This is a genomic window from Ruegeria sp. HKCCA5839, assembly GCF_013035585.1.
Taxonomy (GTDB): Bacteria; Pseudomonadota; Alphaproteobacteria; order Rhodobacterales; family Rhodobacteraceae; genus Ruegeria.
In genome coordinates this window covers 386,076-404,578 of the sequence record NZ_WQIE01000001.1, presented here as the reverse complement: position 1 = coordinate 404,578, position 18,503 = coordinate 386,076, and the positions used below count along the sequence as shown (strand labels likewise).

The window sequence follows — 18,503 nt, the reverse complement described above, 5'->3', positions numbered from 1 at the left end:
TTTTGGTCACGGGTATCTTGGGTGACAGGGCGCCCATGGGCACCCTGTCTTGAACTGGCTTACTGAACCCAGCCTTTTTCTTTGTAGTACTTCTCGGCACCGGGGTGCAGCGGGGCCGACAGGCCGTCTGCAATCATTTCTTCGGGCTTGAGGTTGGCGAAGGCCGGGTGCAGCTTTTTGAAGTCGTCGAAGTTCTCAAAAACCGAGCTGACCACCGCATAAACGGCGTCTTCCGACACGTCCGCCGAGGTCACGAAGGTCGCGCCGACACCAAAGGTCTGGGTGTCTCCATCCGACCCGCGATACATGCCGCCCGGAATGGTCGCGGTGCGGTAGAACGAGTTGTCGTCGACCAGCTTGTTCACAGCGTCGCCGCCCACGTTCACCAGAACCGAGTCACAAGCGGTGGTGGCTTCCTGGATCGAACCCGAGGGGTGACCTACAGTATAGACCATCGCGTCGATCTGGTTGTCGCAAAGCGCTGCGGACTGTTCCGCCGCTTTCAGCTCGGTGGCCAGTTCGAAATCATCGGTTGTCCAGCCCATCTCGCTCAGCAGCACTTCCATTGTGCCACGCTGACCGGAACCGGGGTTGCCGATATTGACGCGCTTGCCTTTCAGGTCCTCGAAATTGGTGATCCCGGCATCCGCGCGGGCCACAACGGTGAAAGGCTCGGGATGCACCGAGAAGACGGCGCGCAGATTCTCGAACGGGCCGGCCTCTTCGAACTTGGATGTCCCGTTATATGCGTGGTACTGCCAGTCGGACTGGGCGACACCGAATTCCAGTTCGCCTTCGCGAATGGTGTTGATGTTATAGACCGACCCACCTGTCGATTCGACCGAGCACCGAACGCCATGTTCTTTGCGGCCCTTGTTGACCAAGCGGCAAATCGCACCACCGGTCGGGTAATACACGCCCGTCACACCACCGGTACCAATGGTGATGAACTCTTCGGCATAGGCCGCAGGCGCCATCATCGCAGCGGTCACAAATGCGCCGAGGCTAAGCTTGCTGCTGTTTTTCATGTTCGAACTCCCAACATTTTTTTGTTCGCGGGAGACCAGGCAACCTCAGGGTTTGAGGTTACAAATATCACCTTCGGCCCGTGCTATGACAGGAATAGGTCTGATTTTTCGATAGTCTCCCAACTCCTGAGACGTTTCATTCTGGGATACCGCTTGTCAAGGCCAGAGCCAACGCAAACACCGCTCGGGCTCAGATTTGACGCCGAGACGACCATTTTCCCCGTCAATTGCGCCATTGCCCGTTCTGACAAAGGGCTCCAGCGCTGGGTTACTGGGGCTGAACCTTTGGAACCTGCATGAGGGGTGTCTCGCAAATGCGTCTACGCTAACCGCTGTGCATGTTCACCGAGGTCTTTGATGCTCCCGTTAATCGTGCAAAGAAGGTCAGATACACGCTTTATAGGAGGCATGTGGATTGATCCTTCGTACGATTCTCGCTGCCAATCTGCTTGGCTTTTTTATTCAATTCTTTCCTCAGCCATTGCAGGCGGACTCGAGTCCCGGCGATACATTTCAAGTCAGCGCCAATCGGGCAAGCACCGAGCATTATCCGGACGCGCGAAAAAGAAGATCGGGTGCTGACAGGGATAGAAAAAACGACTTTGACGCTCGCCCCAGGGCGCGCGATGCGATCCGATTTGAAAACGCGACCGAAACCAACATCGCCAGTGACGTCAGAAGTGCCTTCGACTGCCTGGATGATCCGCAGTGCGGCTCGATCTGGAGTCCGGGTGGTCGTTTCGACAACGACACCGATGCTTTGCACCAGCAAATCAAGTCGGCTTCGCGCAACATAGACGTGGCAGTTCGCAGCGACGCACTGAGCGTTTCCGCCAAGTCGCTGCATACTGAACTGACAACGCTCAGCGCTTCGATTTCAGATTATCTTGAGGCGTACGGTGAGATTTTTTCGGCAGAAGCCAAGACGGAAATGGAGCGGCACCTGAACACGCTCAACACGGAGATTTCCGGGGGATATAGCGTACTTCAAAGCGCTGTTATTTGGGTCATCGAGCAATCCGTCGGCTCTCTTGACGAAATCATTCAGGAGATCAAAGCGTTCCGAGGCGGCTGAGTTTGGGACAAATCAGGGGCACAAAAGCCGATCAAGAGAAGTGAATCATTTTCGATATCTTGCGGAAAATTTGGTGCCCAAGGAGAGACTCGAACTCTGACGCCCGTGAAGGCGGGGGATTTTGAATTCTATCGACCTTGAATTATTTCAAAAGCTTAGCCGGTTTTACTCACAGAAACATAGAAAGAACACTTCGTGAAACTGTGAGTAAACGGTTCCAGCTAGACGAAATGGTTTAGATTGAAACCTTGGCGCAATCTGCAACGCAATTTTTAGCACAAATTAACTTTGGCGTTAATGACAACCGTTCGCTCTCAAAGGCACACTGAAAATGTCACGTTAAATCCAACTAGGATTAGATGAGATCGGAGGCTGAGGTCAAATCTTGCAACAGATCCAGTTAGGGAATTGAGGATTTGCTTTGAGGCTCAAGCATCTTAGTGTGGAATTCTGTTAGCAGAGGTTTAGGCGCTAGGTGAAGACACTCGACTCAGAACCCATCGGACTTGGTGCACGGCTTCTTTCGTTGCTCGCAGCTTTCGTTTTTCTGGATCAATGGCTTGACCACACGACTCCGTTGACGACCGCGCAATACAAGAGCGTCTCTGTTGCCCTTGCATTTCTAACCTCAAGTTGGGTGGCCACAATCGGTGCAGTTTCGTTGTTTGCGCTGGTAATTTTATTCAAACCGATAAGGCGCCCATGGTCCGAAGAACAGCTAGAGTCTGGGTGGCGGGTGTTTTCTATCGGTGTTGCCGGAATGCTGGCCTGGTGGCTGGTGACTTTGGGGCCGAACCATGCGCACGGGCAGACCTATATCTTCGATAGATTGCTGATCCTGGCATTCCTGGTCGCGTCATACAGGTGGCCCATTTTTCTTCTGCCATTTGTCGTGCTAGCCTACGCGCTGGCACATCAAATATCGGTGCCTGCAATTGGTGGACCTGTATTACCACACAAACTTTTGCTACTTGAAGGTGTCTGTCTGATCGTGGTCTGGCAAGTTTTGCGAGGCGCGGGATTGCCCATTCGGCGCAAAGACGCACTATTGCTGCTCGCGTGCCTGATCGCCGGTCGGTATTGGTATCCGGGCTACGGGAAGTTCATGCTGGATTGGACGCAATTTGCGCATGTGCAAAATGCGGTTTACAGCGCGTACGGACATGGTTTCACAAACTGGCTTCCGGTACAGACCGTGACCAGTTTTGCAGGTTACCTGGGGCACTTTAGCTGGCTAATGATCTGGTTCGTGTTGTTATTTGAACTGGGCTTCCTGTTAATGGTTGTCAATCGGTGGGCGACATTGCTTCTGATTGCGGCCGCAATTCTATTCCACTTCGGCGTATTCGTGCTTTTTGGCTTCTTATTCTGGACCTGGATAGTGATGGACATTTTGTTCGTCTACCTGCTTTTACAGCACGTCAGATTACCTGAAACCTCGCCCTATTCGTTGTGGGCCACCATAGTATCGATCCCGCTGATCATACTGACACCGATATGGAGCGATCCTTCACGATTGGCATGGTTTGATACTGGTATGTCATACGTGACTCGGTTCTACGCTGTGGGTCAAAGCGGGCAGATGTATCAGCTTTCGCCCAAATTTTTCCAGCCTTACGACGATAACATGAAGTTCTCGTTCTTCGGTTATCTGTATCCGGACCGCGCAACTTTGGCAGGGCCCTATGGTGCCAGCAGTGATCTTGACGTCGCGCGTGCCGTTCAAGACGCCAAAACGCCCAAGGAGATTTTTGCCATCGAAACAGAACGTGCCGCCGAAAAACCAGGGAACGAGGAACGCATCGAGATTTTTCACGATTTACTGCGCGAATACATTGCTAACTGGAATGACGGCTGCATGTGCAAACCATGGTGGAGCGCATTGCAACCGCCACCTCAATTCTGGACATACCCTTGGTCAGATGAACTTCCGGTCTATGTTGCGCAGGAGCCGATCCGCGAAGTTCAGATAATCGGTGTAACGACGTGGTTTAATGGTGAAACCATACAGGAGATTCGCCGTGAAGACGCTGGAAAAGTCGAGATTCCGCTGTGACTGATGAAACGGTCTTGATCTACGATGGAGATTGCCCATTCTGCTCGCGCTATGTTGCGATGGTGCGGCTCAAAGAGGCGATCGGACCTGTCAATCTAGTAGACGCACGGAATGGTGGCGATGTCGTTGAACAGATCTTGGCCAAGGGCCTTGATCTGGACGACGGTATGGTTCTTTTGTTTAACGGTGACTATTATCATGGCGCTGAATGTATTCATCGATTGGCGCTACTGTCGACCAGAAGCGGCCTGTTCAATCGCCTAAATGCGTTGGTGTTTCGATCGCCGACTATGAGCCGTGTGCTTTACCCCGTTTTGCGATTTGGTCGAAATACAGTTCTCAGACTTTTGGGGCGGCAAAAAATTTCCGCATAGTTTGCAGAAATCATAAAGCAGCCCGACAGCCAATCAGTCCACGAAATATCCGGACCAGAGGCTTCATTCATGAAGCTGTCCAATCAAATTCATTTGCGAGACTATTGGCAACACCCTGAGCGATATCCGCCGACCAAATTCCGGTGTGACCACCTTGCATGATTTTAAGGACAAGCTGTCCGCCGACGGCCTCTGTCCAGATGGAAACGCCTGCGGATTTGATTGGCCCGTCTTCGGCGCAAAACAGAACGGTTTTCAGATCGATGGGGTGTGGCTTCCACTCAACCAACTGGCTTCTCAAATCATGATTTACAATCCGAAGATGCGGGTTGCGAAATGGCTTGCGCAACAGTTGAACCGGTGTCCGTCGAAGCGCTTGTTTCACCTTGAACCGCAAACCTCTTTCAACCACGGGCTCTGCATCGATCAAAAGCAAGGTAACAGGCTGACCAGCTGCCATGAGCGTGCGCGCCGTTTCATAGGCAAAGATGCCTGCAATGGAAAAACCGACGAGGTAAACAGGACCTCTATGCGGCTGATTTAGAACGACTTCAGCAGCACTTTGAGCCATTTCATCCAGCGTAATGCGCTCGGTCGGCGCGTTCGACAGCAGCTTACCGTAGCGAATGCCAACAAGCTGTGCATATGGGCCAATAGCATCGCTGAATGCCAAATAGTCTGACAAATGCCCACCGAGTGTCGGCAGCGCATAGACTACAGGTTCGGCGTTTGAAGAGTTCATCGGGACAAGCGCCACCTGTGGGCTGTTCGCTCTGTAGTGTTCGATGGACTGTGCCAAACGGTCAACCGACGCACTTTCCAAAGCGAAAAGTTCCAAAGGAAGCTTGATGCCAAGTGTCTGCTCAAGCGTCAGCGATAGCTCCATGGCCGAAAGCGAGTTGCCACCCTTTTCAAAGAAGTCATCAGACGGTCCGAAATCGTCGTGACCCAAGATCTTTTCCATTGCCTCTTTGACGTGAACTCTGGTTTCGGGGTCGGCGACGTTCTGTTCGGACTGGAATTCGGAGGGCAGCTTGGCTTCAACAGAAATTTCTGCTGATGGTTGGCAGGGCGGCCGCGCGAACGGATCCGCTGCCGGATCGCGCGATAACTGCCCGAAGATAAGATCGATGGCTTCTTCTATTTCACCCTTCAGCTCACCCTTTAGCGGCGGCAGGGCATGGCCATACGAGTGCTGTAAAATGACCGCGCGGTCGCACCGCGATGGGACTTCCATCAACTGGCCAAGGGTGTGCAGGCTGTCTTGCGGTGAAATCAAATGAAGCGTTGGCGTCTCGACTTTCCAGTCGTGCTGCGCTGCGCTTTCTGACACAGGACCAGACGCGAAATTCATAAAGACCCCAAGCTCGGGGTGCCTGGCTGCAACAAGGGCGGCAACCAAAGCCCCATCGCACACACCGGCGATACCATGGATTGGCCCAAGCTCGTCCAAGGCCCGCATCACCACCTCCAGGCTTTCGTTCAGCCGCGTTGCATCGATACCGCCCCAGCTTCGGTACATCGGCTTGGTATAAAGGCCAGCGGCGACAGCCGCCCCGTGAAAGTTGGGTTTCGGAGAGCACTGGTGCGGCGCATCCAGGAAAACGAATTCAATTTTGCCCCGAAGCCCGTCGACCCAGAACGTCGCTCGCAAGCTACGTTCGGCCAGATCGGCATCCGACGCTTCGCCATGCAAGAACAAGACGCGTCGGACACCGTCTGAAGACTGAGGTCGCTTTGCGTGCTGTGAAAGCGTGGGCAGAACAGTTTGACCGGAAATGGCTTGCGGGTTGAGCTGTGCCAACAGTGCACGAGGTGTCGGGTGATCACTGACTGCCCATGTGGGCAGGTTGGCGCCAAAACGGTCATTGAGCGCCAGCACCATTTCCAACGCAGCAAGAGAGTTGACACCAACATCACCAAGGTGTGTGTCATCGGTGACCGTCACATTGGCGCGCAAATAAGGTTGGATCACGTCGATGACGTTTTCGATCGAGATAGGGCCATCGGCAGCCATCTGTGGGTCTGGCACTGACTGCGCACTGGTGCGTTCGCGCAAAACTGGACCGTCCTTACCCAATTCGTAAGTCTCCAACTGCCCCGCTTCCGCAGGTGCGCATACAGCATTCAGTTGCTGTGATAGCCGCATTCTAAGCGGCTTACCTGCCGCGGACATCGGGAGCTCTTGGACGTAAACAAGAGTTTGCGGAAGCATGTTGAGCGGCAGCTGCTTCGCTGCCCACGCATTCAATGTTTTGAGATCGACATCGCCGAAGTCGTCCGTCACCGCGAGCGCCACATCTTCGCCCAGCAGACTGTGTGCCCTCGGAAATACCATAAGCGAAGAAGAGGCGTTCATATCTGCCCAATCCGGAAAACGCCGCAATGTGGCTTCGATTTCCAACGGAGATATTGTTTTCCCACCCCTGTTTATGGCTTCCTTGAGCCGCCCTTTTACGCTCAGCCAACCTGAGCCATCCGCGGCGAGCTCCCCAAGATCGCCGGTGCGGAAAAAGCCCCTCTCGGTAAAAGGGTGGTCTTGCGCCTGATCCTCATTTTCGTAACCGTCGATCACGTTCGGCCCACGCACTGTAATCTCACCGATTTCACCAGGTTCAAGAACGGTGTCCGGCGCGCCAGCGGTGGTATCTACGATTTCGACTTCCATATCGGGCAGGACCGGGCCAACGGTGCCCGGTTTCTCAAGTCGGTAACTCGGCGGCGGGGCGGCAATCGGCATTGCCTCGGTCATTCCGTAGGTGGGTAGGACGTGCACGTTGTCACCAAAAAGAGCTGAAAGGTCTTCGGCCATCTCATGGGGCAAATCTGCCCCTGCATTACGGAGCGCACGCAACTTTGGCCATGGTTTGTTTTGTGACAGCTCTGGATGTTCAGACGCATAGGCCAAAACCTGGTTCCACAGCGTTGGGACCATATAAACCCAACTGATGCCATCCGGATCGTCGAGTTCTTCGAAAAAGCGGCGAGGATCAAAGCCAGTCATAAACCGCATCGAGGCACCAGACAAAAGCGGCGCCACTAGATTGCAGGAAATTCCACCGACATGGTGCAGCGGCAAAACGGACAACCCTGTTTCATGCGGCGCAAGATCCAGAGACTGGGCGATCAATGCGCCCGCACGCATGAGTTTTTCCAGGCTGAACGTAACGGTCTTCTGCGCCCCGCTGGTTCCCGAAGTCAACAGCAACAGGACGGGCTCTGACGCCAAGCGCAACGGTGCCGGCGCGCTCAGATCCTCACTTGGTTTGCCACTAGGCACAGGCAAAGCCACACCAGGCTGATTTCCCAGCTCAATGATAAGAAGGTGCGGGATTTGCTTGGCCACGAGTCGCAACTGAGCAGCCTCGTCCGTATCCGCAAGCACTAGAGCCGCCTCAACCTCCATGTTGGCAAGCTGGGTCGCAAGGAACTCCGCTGGCGCATCGGCCCCCAGCGGGACAGCAACATACCGGTTCATCACGGCCAGCAGCGCACCGGCAAGTGTGGTTCCATTCGGAAGCACCAAGGCCACACGCGCACCGGCGGCGACCCCCCAAGGTGTCAGGTCAAACTTGTCCACATAGTCTCTGAGGTCGGTGAAACTGATGTTGTCGCCCTTGGCCCAAAGCCACCGATCAGTATCGGGCAAAAACGCTGACACACCTAGGGGCTGGTCTGGCGCGCCATTCAGAACCGCCTTGGTTCGACCCACCACCGCATCGCCATATGCGGTTTCAGGCGCAACACCATCAGGTTCCTGCCAAAGGCGACGCACCCGATAATTGGCCCATGCCGTGTAGAATGTCCGCGGCTGGAGCATATGCGGGAAGGTGGTGATTTCACCCATCAAGGGGCCACGCCTTGCATCCGCATACCAATCCAACCGCACAAATATTCTCATACGATCTGCAAGGCGTCTGGACTCGACCAAGATGTCATCCAAACATTCCGGACGGCGCGCATCCGCCATTTTCTGATCCATACAAACCAGGGCACGATGCGTCCGCCAACATGTACGCGGATCCCACGCAGGTTCAGCCAATAGCTGGAAGTTCTCATCCAGAAACGCCACCCAAGTGTGACCACCTTGTTTGAAGTGCAACTGGATCCACAAAAGCTCGGACCCGATCATAAAGATTTTGTAGTCCGTTGGAGTATCGAACCCGCAGGCGTCTTCCACCAGTTCCTCGATCAGGAAGGCTGAGAAGTTGAACGGGTAAACCTTGCCCTCGTGGGTACAGCTTCCCTGCGCGGCCATCGCAGACAGTTCGGCAGTCACACGCTGCACATCAAATGGAGAGCCATTTCGCGTTAAATCCAGACCATCACGCACCACGGTTACGCCAAACGAATGGCCCGCACCGACGGGTTTCAGAACGAACCGGCACGGCAGCTCCGGCGCAATACGTGGCAGCGTTTCAGCAAGATCAGCCTTTGGAAGAACGTGCAATAGGTTTGGCAGTGGAACGCCGAGTGACTCAAGATATGAGCGCTCTTTCAACTTATCGAGTTGCGTAAAGGGAAACGGGTTGGCAGCGGTTCCCACAAATCGATTGTCCTGATCCCGCACGAGCCTCAGCTTGTCATCATGAACGTACCATCGCCGTTGCCGCGCGATAAGTTTCTCGTAAATGAACGGCTGGTGCGTTGGTGCATCGGCAACCAAAGCCGCAGCCTTTGCGACTTGCTGCGATGCAAATCTGGCGTTCTCGACGACACGTTCGACAAGCTCGTGAACACTCAGCTGTTCCAGTTCAGAGGGCGTAAGCGCGATAAGGGATCGCAGGCACTGCGTCAGGCAATAATGCGCCGCAATGGCCTGATCACGATCTTCGGAAAAGGCGCTGAGACGCAGCCCCGTTTCCTGAACTGTTTCAGAATACAAGCTTGCGCCATACTTTTCTGAGGGCGGTAGTTCAGCCCGAAGCAAAAGCCCCCAGCGTGGCTTTTGTGCGCGACGCACCGTATGCTCTCTCACATCAAGGGCTGCCATATCCGGGCTCTCAGTCCGTGGGCGACGCACGATATTGATATGTGGAACCCTTTCGATAAGCGCAGGTCCCTTGGGCACCCCGTCCTGCGCATTCAACCAAGATCCCCGTGGAAGATCAGGTATCAATTTTGTTGCTTCGGTGAACGCGTGACGCGTGCTTGCGCAATAGGCCTTCAGCGTGTCCCTAACACCCAGAAACGGTGCGACAGGTACCGAGGTATCAAGGCATCCGACAATGTTTTTGAGCTGCGGAACCTGATGTCGATTGGAAATGACATGGCAAAGCAACGGATGGCGGTCTTGGCTGTGCTCCGCACCCGTGGTCAGTCGCGTGATCAGAGCACTGGAAAGCGCGTGCAGCAAAAGTGGCACTGTGGTTTCCAACCTTTGCGCACAGGCTTCTACTGCATGAGTCTCTGCACCGTGCAGGACGCCAGTTGTCGGCAAGTCTCCAAGCGACAATCCAAGAGAGTTGGACAGCTTCGGCGCTGGCCGTTCGGCGCGAATATCTGCGCCATCTAGCAGATGCTCTAACTTGTCTCGGTTTGCGGCGGCTTTCGGACCACTCTCCAATTCGGCGCGTGCGTTTGCATAGGTGGTAAAGCTGTCATCGCCGCCTGAGTCAGCTTTCAGTCGACCTTCAAGCAGCATCTGCTTGAACTGCTTCTCGAGGCTTTGCATGCTGATCCGGTCTGAGAACACGTGGTGCATGCTTAAGCAGATCCAATGGCGATCCTGCCCTTCGGACGAATGCAAAATCAGTGCGCGTGCCGAGGGCCCATAGGGCGAGACAAGGGTTCCTTCAAAAGCTTCAATTTCGCGTGTGACCGACTGATCAGGAACGGGGGCGGCACGCATTTCAACAGGGATTTGAAACTCGGGCAAAGCAATCTGGCGTGGCGGATCGTTCGGCTGTTCGGGTCGGAGAAGCACCATGCGAAGCGCTTCGTTCCGATCCGCTAATGCCTGGACCATTGCAGGAAGCCAGGTGGCAGGGACAAGCTTCTCAGGGATAGAGAGGCAAAGGCTGATATTTGCCCAGTCCTTCCAGCCCTCTTTTTCCAGCTCAGCCCAGATGGATTGTGTGCCTGTCAACGGCACGGGTCCCTCTTGTGGCGTTGCCATCGGTACTGGATCAGGATCAGCCCTGTCGGAAACGGTCAGTCTCTCCAGCAGGCTTTCGAATGTCGCGTCGCCGAGCAGGAACTCATACTCGATGTCGAATCCTAGCTCCTGAAGCGATTCAAGCAAATTCTCTGCATCAACGGAATCCATGCCCTGCGCGACCAAGGTTTCGGTTTCGCTTGGTGATGCCTGTAAGATCTCCGCCAAAATTTGATGGAGCGTGTCCCGAATTTCTTCAGGCACCACCTTTACATCGGTCATCGCATCATTCCCCAACGATACTACCTCATCAAAGTGAATTTGCCGGGCTCTTACGACTGAATCTGTTGTTTTTTGGCTCTTTCGCAGAAGTTAGGCTGTCAAAGCTCTAAATGGCAACCTACCGATATTCCAAACCTGGCACAGGTGATGCGAAAAAACCGAAGAAGATGAAAAACCCGAAGCAAGATGGCCGCCAATGAAACTTGAATTTCACCATATCAACTTGGTGGCCGACGATGTTGATCGGATGCATGACTTCTACACTGATGTGCTTGGCCTCGCGGACATCCCACAAGAGAATTTCCCACGCACCCAGTCGAATGAAAAGGCTGGCTATAGCGGCAAGATCAGGTTTGCTACGGAAGGCAGCATGCAAATGCATCTTGCCGAACGGGATTTTGGCGGCGCGTTCAAGAATAAGCGTGTCATAAACCCGGTCGAACGCGGGCACATTGCCTTCCGTACAGATGATCTTGATACCTTTCTCAGCATTCTGGATCGGCGCAACATCCCCTACTCAGACTATGGAACCACTTTCGCGAAAGAGTGGCGCCAAGTGTTCTTTCACGATCCCGAAGGCAATGTGATTGAGGTTCATCAACAAGTCTTTGCCAAAGATTAAAAATCGCTTCTGAGCTGAAAACCCATTCCCAGAGACGCGAGATCGGATTCTGGCCACCGAGCTCTTCTGCCAGTGATGTCGTCCTTTTCTGAATAACATCTTCGCTGCGGCAGAAATCATGGTTAGAGCACTGAAACTCAATGATCTTTCTACATCCACCGGAAGGTGCCCAGATCGTGCCTTTATTTTCGTTCTGCCACCGCACAATAATCGGTTTGAGACCAATCCATCGGCTCGAGAAAGGACAGATCTTCTGACTGCGTTAATTGCCTGTAAATTCTATTAATTTGGTGAGTAGTTAGTAAACACACTGTGTCGGAGAGTAGCAAATCAACACCCCCTTTAAGGTTTGCAATCGATTGGAGTTGTATTAATTCTTCTGAGATACTAGTGCTAAATCGTAGGGACCAGTGTGCGCGAACGCCTTTTGCTTTTTGGAATGTTTGGCGGCGGCCTTGCAGTGTTTATCACAGTAATACTGGTTTCGCAGGCTCGTGAACAGCGAGCTGCGGAAGCCACACCCTACTTGGTACCCGGCTCCCCTGCCATGACGATAAACATGGCACAGGAGCTTTATTCCACTTTGACGCCAGCACTCTTGCTTGTGATTTACGATGCGTTCGACAAAAAACAGGAAGACGAAATTTACGACACGCTTGCGCGCGTGACACACGGTGATGCCCTCGAATATCTGTATCTTGAAAGAGTTGGCGCAATGGCCGGTGGCGGCATCGAAGAACAAGACCAAACGATCCACGAAATCAACCTCTTGGATACAAGAGTTGACCGCGTCGAAACTGCGTTACTTATAAGCTCGACCTGGCAGGTGATTGGAACAGTTGGGCACTCAGAGCATCTTCATGTTCGTGGGAACACTTATAGCGCCGACCTTACAATATCGCCTGTCGAGGGCGCATGGCGCATAACAGATTTTGAGTTGTTGGACGTCGATCGTGATACAGCAGGTGAAATCTTTCCTGCATCTGATGAGCACTAATGGTTAGGGTCGAGAACCTTACGTTTGGTTACAGCGCCGATGGGTTCCGGCTGCGGATCCCGGAATTTTCGCTAGCAAATGGTGAGCGTCTGGCGGTTGTCGGTCCAAGTGGCAGCGGTAAGACGACACTGCTGAACCTGATAGCCGGGATCTTGTCGCCGGAAAGTGGAACAATCGAAGTCGCGGGAACGGTGGTGTCAAGACTGTCGGACGCCAAACGCCGCCGTTTTCGGGCAAGCCAGATTGGATTTGTATTTCAGGACTTTGCGCTTCTGGACTACCTTTCTGCTCGACAGAATATCTTCTACCCTTATCGGGTAACGCCCGCACTGACGCTGGACGTAGCAGCAAAAGACAGGGCAGAGAAACTTGCGACCGCTTGCGGGATCGGTGACAAACTTGATCGTCATCCTTCGGCGTTAAGCCAAGGCGAGCAGCAGCGGGTTGCGATCTGCAGAGCGCTGGTAACACAACCCAAGCTGATCTTGTCAGATGAGGCCACTGGCAATCTTGACCCAGAAAGCAAGGGGCGCATTCTTGATCTTCTTTTCGAACAGGCCGCCGAAGCGGGTGCCGCTGTCCTTGCTGTGACCCACGATCACGAGTTGCTGCCACGCTTCGAGCGCGTCCTAGATTTTGCGCAGTTTCGCGAGGGGATACAGGTATGAACGCGCTGTATCTGGCCTTTTCCTACCTTCGCTACAACTGGGCGCGCAGCCTTGTATTGGTTCTTGTGGCCGCGCTCATCATGTTTGTCCCTATTGCGACGCAGACGCTGTTATCAACCAGTGAACGCGCATTGCTTGCGCGCGGCGAAGCAACGCCTCTGCTGCTGGGCAGTCGCGGCTCGCAACTCGACCTGACGATGGCGGCGCTCTATTTCTCGGAAGAACGCCCCGACCCTGTTGCGATGCGTGAGGTGGAAACTGTTTGGGATAGCGGTCTTGGGGTTCCGATCCCGGTACATACAGCATTCTCTTCGGGCGGGTTTCGGATCGTGGGCACCACTCTCGACTATTTCGATTTCCGCAATCTCGATACGGCTTCAGGTCGCGGGCTGTCGGTTTTGGGAGATGCGGTCATCGGATCAGATGTTGCGGAAACCTTAGGCAAGGGTGTTGGCGACACACTTGTCTCTGCGCCTGAAAACCTGTTCGATCTTGACGGTGTCTATCCTCTCGAAATGCCAATTGTCGGGGTTCTTGCGCCGACCAATACACCTGACGACCAAGCGATCTTTGTCGACATAAAAACCGCCTGGGTCATACAAGGTATAGGTCACGGTCATGAAAACGTCGTGACCGCTGATGAAGTCGCAGCAGGATCGTCGGTGCTGGCCAACGCGGCCGTAGTTCAATACCAGCGGATCACCGAAGACAATATTGAGAGCTTTCACTTCCACGGCAGTCAGGACGACTTTCCGGCGTCCGCTGTTATCGTTGTGCCGAATGACACGCGCTCAAGCACAGTCCTAAAAGGTCGTTACCTCGACAGCGAACTTCCGACCCAACTGATCGAGCCCGCAGGCGTTATCCAGGGTCTTGTGGATCGAATTTTTCGCATCAAATCGCTTTTGGATGTGGTCACCGCAATTATCGCCATCGCTGCGGCCGCTGCCGTCGGTCTGGCGGTATTCTTGAGTTACCGCTTGCGTGCCCGTGAAATAGCAACTGCCGTAAAACTGGGCGCGCAAAAAGGTATGGTTCTGCGCCTCTTGGCAGCCGAGACCTTTACACTATTGTTAGTCGCAGGAAGTATTGCTGCTATTGGCGCAACTATTGTTTCGCGCAACGCTGAGGCCTGGGTTGGCTGGCTGCTTGCGCTTGGTACTTAGTGGACAGGAGTTTTCTTGAAACAACTTCGAATTAAGGCTTCGCTTGCTACGCTGATTGCTGCCACGCCCGCGCTGGCACATTACGGAATGATTATTCCGAGCGACCCGATGATCAGCCAGGAAGACGGGCGTAACGTTTCGTTCTCGGTCGGATTTGCCCACCCGTTCGAGTTGGAAGGCTTGTTCCTGGATACACCGGTGTCTTTCAACGTGACGCACAAAGGCAAAACAACCGATTTGCTCGGCACCTTACAAGACGCAACTGTGATGGATGAGCAAGGTTATACCTTTGACTATCGCTTGGAACGCCCCGGAACCTATGTGTTTGCAATGGAGCCGCAGCCCTATTGGGAACCTGCCGAAGACGCCTTCATCATCCACTACACAAAAACCTATGTGACGGCCTATGGCGATGACGAAGGCTGGGACACTGAGCTTGGTTTGAAAACCGAGATCGTGCCGCTTTCCAAACCTTTTGGCCTTTGGGAACACAATGTCTTTCAGGGGATCGTCAAACTGAATGGCGAAGCGGTGCCCTATGCCGAAGTTGAAGTAGAGTTCTTCAATGACGGCGCTGGTGCGACGGTTCCGGATGAGCTGATGATCACACAAACGGTTAAGTCAGACGCAAACGGTGTCTTTACCTACGCACCACCGTCAGATGGCTGGTGGGGTTTTGCGGCCCTTAATACTGCTGATTACACATTGACCGAAGAAGGTTCGGGTGAGGAAAAAGCGGTTGAGCTTGGCGCTGTGATTTGGGTTCACTTCGAAGAGTGGACAGGGCAGTGATCCGGGCGCTCGCTTTTGCAAGTCTGGTGGTCGCCGCTCCCGTCGGAGCAGCAGCACATCAGCTAGTAGTCTTTGCCTCGGTCGATTGCGAAGCGGTAACCATCGAAGCGAAATTCTCCAACGGGCGCGTGACCCAAAAGGGCGATGTGCGCGTCCTTGATGGCGAAAACAATTTGCTGAAAACGCTTCAACTGGAAAGTGACGGAACAGCGTTGGTTCCGCTCGACAGCGTCGATCATTCCGGGGGTTTGTTAATCGAAGTTGATACGGGCCACCATGACAATTACTGGATCGTGACCCCCGAAGACATCGCGCGGAAATGCGGGAGCTGAGTTCGGTGCGGAGTTTGAAGAGGTTTCTCGCGTTTGCGATGATCATGATTTCAGTGAATGCGGCGTTGGCACAAGACCGCCCGCGGGTCATCGTGGTCAATCAAGCGCTGCAATATTTCGCCGAGCGCCTGCTGGATGGTACGGCAGACGTGGCCTTTCCTGTGCCGGAAAACGTTGATCCGTCGTTCTGGCGACCTTCGATAACCGACATCAGCAAGATCCAGTCAGCAGATCTGATCCTCTTGAACGGAGCTGGCTTTGCAACCTGGATCGACCGGGTGTCACTACCTCGATCACGCGTGGTAAACACCACTGCAGCGATCGAAGACCAGTTCATTGTGACCGAGAGCATTACGCACAGTCACGGGAGCGGGGATGAACACTCGCATGAGGGGCTGGCTTCCTACACTTGGCTTGATCCCACGCTGGCCATCGCGCAGGCGGAAGCGATTGCGGCCGCTGTTGTCGCGCGTGATCTTGCTTCTGCAGAAGATGTTGAACCTAGGCTTGCAGAATTACGCTCTGAACTGATGGCAATGGACCAAATGGCTCAAATTGCTTTAGGCGAACTAGATGGCATCGAGATGATTGCGACGCATCCGCGGTATCAATATCTCGCCCGACGCTATTCCTTGCCCGTCACGTCTCTGGAGTGGGAGGCCGGTGCGATGCCAACTGCGGAGGAGTTGGCAGACCTCGAAAATCTTATCGCCGAAACCGGCGCCAAGCTGATGATCTGGGAGGCGACACCCCCAGAAGCAGCCCTTGCCGCAACACAGTCATTGGGATTGCAGAACGTTGTCTTTGCTCCGCTCGCGCGGAACTCTGGTCAGTCAGCATTTGTTACATCGATGGACGCGTCGATCAAGAGCCTTGCTGACGCGGTCGAGACCGTTCAAGGCGACTAGCTCGCAGCCAGAGAAGCCTTAGCATTTCAGGCGTTATTGACTGAGGTTTACATGTCCAATTCTTCTGCCAACGACGCTGTCCATTTCCGCAAAATGTCTTCATTGCGATGGAAATCATGGTGGGAGCATTGAAACTCGATTATCTTTTTGGATTTGTCAGTTGGTGCCCAGATCGTGCCAGCATTTCCATTCTTCCGCCGCACAACAATAGGTTCGACCCCAATCCGAGGTATTTCATATTTGGATGCAGCCCAAAAATAGTTAGCCCTTATGTAGCGCGCGCGAAGTGACTTTGGAACGTTCACGCCCAGCATTCGACAAAAGCGACCAACCGAAAGCACGCCTATCCAGGTGATCCATTTCGAAGTGGTGATCCTTTCATCCAGAGCGGGTGTAAAACCATCGTTCTTGCTGAGCGTTGACAGGAACAATGCCGGGTTTTCGGGTGGGTCAATCAGTACCAAATCGTCTACTTCGTGGCCCATCGCCATCAATTGTCTGGCGACTTCATGTGCGGTGACGGCTCCCATCGAAAACCCACCGATGGAATATGGGCCTTGTGGTTGTTCTTGCATAATGACCGAAAGGAACTCTTCCCCGATGCTTTCGATCCGCTTGTTCAATTCGCTGCCCAGAGCATCCCAATGAAGCGTTATCAACTTTAGATCACGCGGCGTTTGGAGACTTTCGTTCAACAAATCCAGCATTCGCCGGTTCGCATTCAACAAGAAAGTCTTCCGCCCTGCCTGTTGAGACTGCGAAGCGAGGATGGTGCCATTTGTCACCTCTGAGTCCGCCCCATCTGAAAGATCAGATACACGTGCCGCAAGTGCCTTTAGCTGTGGAAAATCAAAAAGGTCTGACGGGATGAGGCTTAGGCCACTGGAGCGCGCCTTTGAAACCACGCTGATCGACAAAAGGCTGTCGCCGCCGAGCTCAAAGAAATCATCGTCATCAAATATCTCTTCTATCCCAAGTATTTCCGACCATATCCCTCGTAGCGTCTCCAGGCTTTCGCAAGGCGCGGTTGCAGGAGGTGCTTTACGATCCGATACAGTGGCCTTCAGCTGAGCACGGTCGGTTTTCCCGTTCGGCAATTTGGGCAACGCATCCCAGATCTCGATGCGATCTGGCACCATATGAGCAGGTAGCGTTTCCCGAGCTTGACTCAGAATTTCTTCCGACGGCCTGTTGCTTTCCACATGCGCGACTATTGAAAGAGGCACATTTAGGTGGCCGGCATTTTTCAACGCCAGAACCAATTTGTTCCGTTCCTTTGGGCTAAGTGATTGAATTTGATCTTCTATTTTCATCTTCCAATCGCCGTTACCATGACCATGGAATTACCCCAATGTGCATCCCGCGTGTCTTCGGGAATTTCCAGATCGTTGATTTTGGACACATGAAACTCGGCAAAGTGCTCCAGCAACGCACGCTGATGAGCACGCGATAGGCTGTCTTCTTCCATTGTGAGATAGGTAAAACGCCCGCCGGAATTCAGGTGTTTTGCCGCGTGTTCAAAGAAATGCGCGGCGAAGGTGACCGACCGCTGCACGCGCTCAACATATTCGTCTTCGGTTAGTGGGTAGGTGTGAAAAAGGATGCCATCGAACAGCGGCAGACTGTCCAGCGTATCCTCCCAAAACCCCTCAACCAACTTAATATCACGCCCGTCATATTGCGAACGCCATGGATGAAAAAAATCCTCGATGACAGCGCCATTGCACTCGATCAAGGTGTGCGATTTGGGTGTATGAGACTGCACAAAGTCTGCTGCCACGCCGCGACCAAAGCCAATTTCCAAAACATCTCCGCTACCTGCCGACACAGAACGTGCCATTTCAGCCATGATCGGAGTTTGCCAATCTTCCATGATATCCTGGGCAGCGATATGAGATTGACTGCGATCATAAATTTTGGCGAACGACCCACCATGCACATAGTTCGAGACCGTACGATCCAATGTGTCCAGTTCTTGAGCCAGTTCCCCTAGTCGAGTTGTCACCAAGCGCGCGCGATGGGCCGGATTTGGGCTGGCAATGAAATTGTCATTGGTCAGCTCAACCGTGATCTGGAAATTCGAAGTGCGGTTTACCCGTTTCATTT

The 18,503-nt window shown here is 53.6% G+C and carries 14 protein-coding genes; 10 read left to right on the top strand and 4 right to left on the bottom strand.

Features of this window, described 5'->3' with window-relative positions:
* Window positions 1–59 precede the first annotated feature (59 nt).
* Window positions 60–1,028, bottom strand: a complete 969-nt coding sequence (locus GOV38_RS01960) for a TAXI family TRAP transporter solute-binding subunit (RefSeq protein ID WP_171099184.1) — start codon at window positions 1,026–1,028, stop codon at window positions 60–62.
* Window positions 1,029–1,443: 415 nt separating this feature from the next.
* Between GOV38_RS01960 and GOV38_RS01955 the strand changes: the two genes are divergently transcribed.
* The 3 genes from GOV38_RS01955 (at window position 1,444) to GOV38_RS01945 (ending at window position 4,533) form a co-directional block, all read left to right on the top strand.
* A complete protein-coding gene (locus GOV38_RS01955; protein WP_171207429.1) occupies window positions 1,444–2,103 on the top strand; it encodes a hypothetical protein in 660 nt (219 codons plus the stop codon).
* A gap of 475 nt (window positions 2,104–2,578) precedes the next feature.
* Entirely contained in the window at window positions 2,579–4,159 is a 1,581-nt protein-coding gene (locus tag GOV38_RS01950; RefSeq protein ID WP_171207428.1) for a hypothetical protein, read from the top strand.
* Complete coding sequence (locus GOV38_RS01945) at window positions 4,156–4,533, top strand: DCC1-like thiol-disulfide oxidoreductase family protein (protein WP_371731845.1); 378 nt, start codon at window positions 4,156–4,158, stop codon at window positions 4,531–4,533. Before GOV38_RS01950 ends, GOV38_RS01945 begins: the two co-directional genes overlap by 4 nt.
* A 67-nt stretch (window positions 4,534–4,600) precedes the next feature.
* Here the strand turns inward: GOV38_RS01945 and GOV38_RS01940 are convergent, their stop codons facing one another.
* Window positions 4,601–10,912, bottom strand: coding sequence for an AMP-binding protein (locus GOV38_RS01940; protein ID WP_171207427.1), 6,312 nt, complete (start codon window positions 10,910–10,912; stop codon window positions 4,601–4,603).
* A gap of 196 nt (window positions 10,913–11,108) precedes the next feature.
* Between GOV38_RS01940 and GOV38_RS01935 the strand changes: the two genes are divergently transcribed.
* The 7 genes from GOV38_RS01935 (at window position 11,109) to GOV38_RS01905 (ending at window position 16,397) form a co-directional block, all read left to right on the top strand.
* A complete protein-coding gene (locus GOV38_RS01935; protein WP_171132921.1) occupies window positions 11,109–11,534 on the top strand; it encodes a VOC family protein in 426 nt (141 codons plus the stop codon).
* A 412-nt stretch (window positions 11,535–11,946) separates the two neighbouring features.
* Complete coding sequence (locus GOV38_RS01930) at window positions 11,947–12,531, top strand: hypothetical protein (protein ID WP_171099196.1); 585 nt, start codon at window positions 11,947–11,949, stop codon at window positions 12,529–12,531.
* Window positions 12,531–13,199, top strand: a complete 669-nt coding sequence (locus tag GOV38_RS01925; protein WP_171207426.1) for an ABC transporter ATP-binding protein — start codon at window positions 12,531–12,533, stop codon at window positions 13,197–13,199. The genes GOV38_RS01930 and GOV38_RS01925 overlap by 1 nt, the downstream gene beginning before the upstream one ends.
* A complete protein-coding gene (locus GOV38_RS01920) occupies window positions 13,196–14,365 on the top strand; it encodes an ABC transporter permease (RefSeq protein ID WP_171099199.1) in 1,170 nt (389 codons plus the stop codon). Before GOV38_RS01925 ends, GOV38_RS01920 begins: the two co-directional genes overlap by 4 nt.
* 15 nt (window positions 14,366–14,380) lie before the next feature.
* A complete protein-coding gene (locus GOV38_RS01915) occupies window positions 14,381–15,157 on the top strand; it encodes a DUF4198 domain-containing protein (protein ID WP_171207425.1) in 777 nt (258 codons plus the stop codon).
* Window positions 15,154–15,489 carry a hypothetical protein gene (locus tag GOV38_RS01910; RefSeq protein ID WP_171132924.1) on the top strand — a complete coding sequence of 112 codons (336 nt, stop codon included), beginning with the start codon at window positions 15,154–15,156 and terminating at the stop codon, window positions 15,487–15,489. Before GOV38_RS01915 ends, GOV38_RS01910 begins: the two co-directional genes overlap by 4 nt.
* 14 nt (window positions 15,490–15,503) lie before the next feature.
* On the top strand, window positions 15,504–16,397 hold the full coding sequence (locus GOV38_RS01905; RefSeq protein WP_171207424.1) for a metal ABC transporter solute-binding protein, Zn/Mn family: 894 nt from the start codon (window positions 15,504–15,506) through the stop codon (window positions 16,395–16,397).
* A gap of 47 nt (window positions 16,398–16,444) precedes the next feature.
* On the opposite strand, the gene GOV38_RS01900 is transcribed toward GOV38_RS01905, so the two are convergent.
* Window positions 16,445–17,710: a thioesterase domain-containing protein gene (locus GOV38_RS01900; RefSeq protein WP_171207423.1), complete on the bottom strand. Its 1,266-nt coding sequence runs from the start codon at window positions 17,708–17,710 to the stop codon at window positions 16,445–16,447.
* A complete protein-coding gene (locus GOV38_RS01895) occupies window positions 17,707–18,501 on the bottom strand; it encodes a class I SAM-dependent methyltransferase (protein ID WP_171099209.1) in 795 nt (264 codons plus the stop codon). Before GOV38_RS01895 ends, GOV38_RS01900 begins: the two co-directional genes overlap by 4 nt.
* Between the last annotated feature and the right edge of the window lie 2 nt (window positions 18,502–18,503).

Bases quoted from the DNA above. Each gene is read 5' to 3' on its own strand.
- GOV38_RS01960 (WP_171099184.1), bottom strand. From the start codon at position 1,028: ATGAAAAACAGCAGCAAGCTTAGCCTCGGCGCATTTGTGACCGCTGCG.
- GOV38_RS01940 (WP_171207427.1), bottom strand. From the start codon at position 10,912: ATGACCGATGTAAAGGTGGTGCCTGAAGAAATTCGGGACACGCTCCAT.
- GOV38_RS01935 (WP_171132921.1), top strand. From the start codon at position 11,109: ATGAAACTTGAATTTCACCATATCAACTTGGTGGCCGACGATGTTGAT.
- GOV38_RS01925 (WP_171207426.1), top strand. From the start codon at position 12,531: ATGGTTAGGGTCGAGAACCTTACGTTTGGTTACAGCGCCGATGGGTTC.
- GOV38_RS01920 (WP_171099199.1), top strand. From the start codon at position 13,196: ATGAACGCGCTGTATCTGGCCTTTTCCTACCTTCGCTACAACTGGGCG.
- GOV38_RS01900 (WP_171207423.1), bottom strand. From the start codon at position 17,710: ATGAAAATAGAAGATCAAATTCAATCACTTAGCCCAAAGGAACGGAAC.
- GOV38_RS01895 (WP_171099209.1), bottom strand. From the start codon at position 18,501: ATGAAACGGGTAAACCGCACTTCGAATTTCCAGATCACGGTTGAGCTG.